Source organism: Nostoc sp. 2RC (assembly GCF_014222165.1).
GTDB classification, from domain to species: domain Bacteria; phylum Cyanobacteriota; class Cyanobacteriia; order Cyanobacteriales; family Nostocaceae; genus Nostoc; species Nostoc linckia.
In genome coordinates, this window is sequence record NZ_JACKZU010000559.1 from 1 (window position 1) to 3,428 (window position 3,428).

A 3,428-nucleotide genomic window follows, 5' to 3' on the forward strand; every position below is an offset into this window, starting at 1 on the left:
CCCCTGCCCCCTGCCCCTCCTCTGCTTCTCTGTCACTGATACCGGCATTGGCATTGCTACTGAGGACATTGGCAAGTTGTTTCAGCCTTTTATCCAGCTTGACAGTAGCCTGAATCGTCAGTACAGCGGCACCGGTTTAGGACTAGCACTAGTAGAACGGATTGCTGTTCTACATGGAGGAACGGTGTCGGTTAGCAGTGAAGTTGGGGCGGGTAGTTGTTTTACATTGCGGATTCCCTACCGCACCAGCGATGGTGTTTCTACAACGGTTGTCAAAAATCCATTGCCCAGTTATCACTTTCTTGCCGAAAATGCTCAGGTTCTAGTGATTGAAGACTCAGTGCCAGCGTCTGATCAAATTACTCGCTACCTCAGCGAAATGAAAATGCAACCTGTTATCTATTCAAAAGGTGAAGGAGCTGTAGATCTAGTCCTAAACCTGAAGCCAGCTTTCATCGTCTTGGATCTACAATTGCCTGATGTATCGGGTTGGGAGATACTCGCTCAAATCAAGGCCAACCCACAAACCAAAGAAATTCCTATTATCATCACTTCTGTGGTAGACGAACGTAGCAAAGGATTTACTCACGGAACTGCTGAATATTTGGTTAAACCAATTACTCGCGCTCAGTTTCGGGCAACTTTAGAAAAACTGCAATATCCTAGCCGTTCTAATTTAGCCACTGCCATCGTACCGTCACCGATGGAATTTCCCGTAATTTTACTAGCAGAAGATAATAAAGCAAACATTGATACAATGTCTGGCTATCTTGAAAGTAGAGGATATCGTTTAATTCTGGCAAACAATGGACAACAAGCCATTGAATTGACTACAACTCAAAAACCCAACTTAATTATTATGGACATTCAAATGCCCGAAATGGATGGACTTGAAGCGATACGCCGTATCCGTGGCGATCGCCTATTTAGCGATGTGCCAATTATTGCTCTCACAGCCCTAGCTATGCCCGGCGATCGCGAAACTTGTTTAGCAGCCGGAGCCAATGAATATTTGACTAAACCCGTAAAACTTAAACAGCTTGCTACCACAATTCAACAACTTTTAGAAAAATAGTGGAAATTCTTGATGGACACTCAACCTTCTATCTTAGTAATTGATGATGAACCAGATAATTTTGATGTTATTGAAACATTACTAGATGGGCAAGGATATCAATTACATTATGCTCGTAATGGTCAACAAGCCCTAACTCGCCTCAATAGTTTTCAACCCGATGTGATTTTGCTGGATGTAATGATGCCCGATTTGGATGGCATGGAAGTATGTCGGTGCATCAAGGCCGATTCTAAATGGCAAACAGTTCCCATTGTTATGGTGACAGCATTAACCACTAAAGAAGATTTGGCTCGGTGTTTGGGCGCAGGTGCAGATGACTTCATTAGTAAACCCATCAACAGTTTAGAGTTAAGAGCTAGGGTGAATTCGATGTTGCGGATTAAGCAACAGTACGATAACCTGCAAGCTTTACTCAAACTGCGAGAAGATATGGTCTACACCATCGTCCATGATTTGCGAAATCCTCTCACCAGTATTGTCCTGTCAACTGAGATTCTGCGATTTCCTGGCTTGTCTTTTCAAAAACAGCAGCAGAAAATTGAACAAATTGTTATCGCTAGTCAACAGTTGCAATCATTGATTAATAGTTTGCTGATGATGGCAAAATTAGAATCCGGTAAAATGGTTCTCAATTATACAGAAGTAGACCTTGGCGGGCTGTGTATTTCAGCCTTGGCAGATGTTGAAGCCATCGCAGCTCAAAAAAATCTCACTCTCATCAGTGAATTACCCAAACCAGGCGATACCGTAAAAGTAGACGCAGCTATCTTTCGCCGAGTTTTAGATAATTTGCTATCCAATGCCATTAAGTTTTCACCCTCCAACTCTCAAGTCATTTTGCGGGCAGAAAACTTAGCAGCAGGAGGCGCAAAAATCCAAGTTGCTGATTCTGGTTCGGGAATTCCTGAACGCTTGCGGCAAAGTATTTTTGAGAAGTATGAGATTGGAACTGTTAACCCAGAAGTTTCCCAAATCGGATTAGGATTGGCTTTCTGCAAAATGGCGATCGATGCACATCATGGCAGTATTAGTGTTGAAGATAACTATCCAAAAGGTACGACGTTTACCGTCTTGCTTTGATTTGGATAATATCATGTTCGGCTGAAGTGTCTGTCTCCCTAAGCTTTCCGCTTCTTTAGTCAAATCCCCCGCAGCACTTGGCGAATAACATCTGATGGCACTTCATCAGTAATTGTCACTACACCAATTTGTGTTGGCAAAATAAACCGCACTTTTCCATCTTTGACTTTTTTATCTAACTGCAAGGCTTCAATAATTCCTTCAATATCCACCCCATCTGGTAACTTAGTCGGTAAACCAGCTTTGTGAATTAAAGCATTTTGACGTTCAGTGTCTTCCTTTTGCCACATTCCCAGTTCCACAGCAATTTGTCCAGCTGCTACCATACCAATTGCCACTGCTTCGCCGTGATTTACGCTTCGATAACCAGTCAAACTTTCCACCGCATGACCGATGGTATGTCCATAGTTGAGAATCGCCCTTAAACCACCTTCTTTTTCGTCTTTGCTAACAACATCAGCTTTTGCTTGACAAGAACGCATTAAGATGCTGTTGATCAATTCAGGTTTGACATAGCGGAGTTGGTCGAGGCGTTTGCTTGCTTCCAACTGGGCAAATAATTCAGCATCCCAAATCACGCCGTACTTGATAACTTCCGCCATCCCTGCCCGAAACTCCCGCGCTGGAAGAGTTTTCAACACTTCTGGGTCAATCAAAACCAAGCGTGGTTGATGGAACGCCCCAATTAAATTTTTCCCCTGGGGATGATTAACGCCAGTTTTGCCACCAATTGCCGAATCTACCATTGCCAACAACGAAGTCGGCACTTGCACAACATTAATGCCCCGCAGCCAAGTTGCAGCCGCAAAACCAGTCATATCACCAATTACGCCTCCCCCCAAAGCCACCATAGTCGAAGAACGTTCCAGGCGGTTTTCTAAGGCCACATCGTAGAGTTTTTGGATGGAGTTCAGGGTTTTATAGCGTTCCCCAGGTGGTATGGTGCAGTTAGCAACATCAAATCCCGCAGATGTCAGCGATGTAATGGCTCTTTCGCCAAAATGCTTAAAAATCGTTGGATTAGAAACCAGCAGTACCTTCTTGCCTAGCTTTAAACTGGCCATGTGTTGGCCGAGTAAATCTAAACTCGAAGGTGCGTTAGCGTAGCTCACCGTTCGCGTAGCGTCTCGAAGAGAAGGTATCACAATCTCATAAGACTGCTCTGGTAGATTCACATTAATTACAGAAGTCATAACCCAGCCCAAAACAAGCGTCTGTGGGCTGTATTCTATCGCAATCTGGAGAATGGGTATAGGGGATGGGGGATGGG

The 3,428-nt window shown here is 44.0% G+C and carries 3 protein-coding genes; 2 read left to right on the forward strand and 1 reads right to left on the reverse strand.

The genetic code is table 11. The annotated features are described in order from the left end of the window. Together GNE10_RS33065 and GNE10_RS33070 are read left to right on the forward strand one after the other, a co-directional pair. Positions 1-1,075, forward strand: a 1,075-nt coding sequence (locus GNE10_RS33065) for a response regulator (protein WP_185570283.1), incomplete at its 5' end; no start/stop codon positions are given. Between the two features lie 12 nt (positions 1,076-1,087). Next, the gene (locus GNE10_RS33070; RefSeq protein WP_185570285.1) at positions 1,088-2,158 is read left to right on the forward strand and encodes a hybrid sensor histidine kinase/response regulator; all 1,071 of its coding nucleotides are present in this window, start codon (positions 1,088-1,090) and stop codon (positions 2,156-2,158) included. Between the two features lie 59 nt (positions 2,159-2,217). Here the strand turns inward: GNE10_RS33070 and aroB are convergent, their stop codons facing one another. Then, positions 2,218-3,351 (reverse strand): 3-dehydroquinate synthase, encoded by a 1,134-nt coding sequence (aroB, locus tag GNE10_RS33075; RefSeq protein WP_185570286.1) that lies wholly within the window; start codon positions 3,349-3,351, stop codon positions 2,218-2,220. Positions 3,352-3,428: the final 77 nt, after the last annotated feature.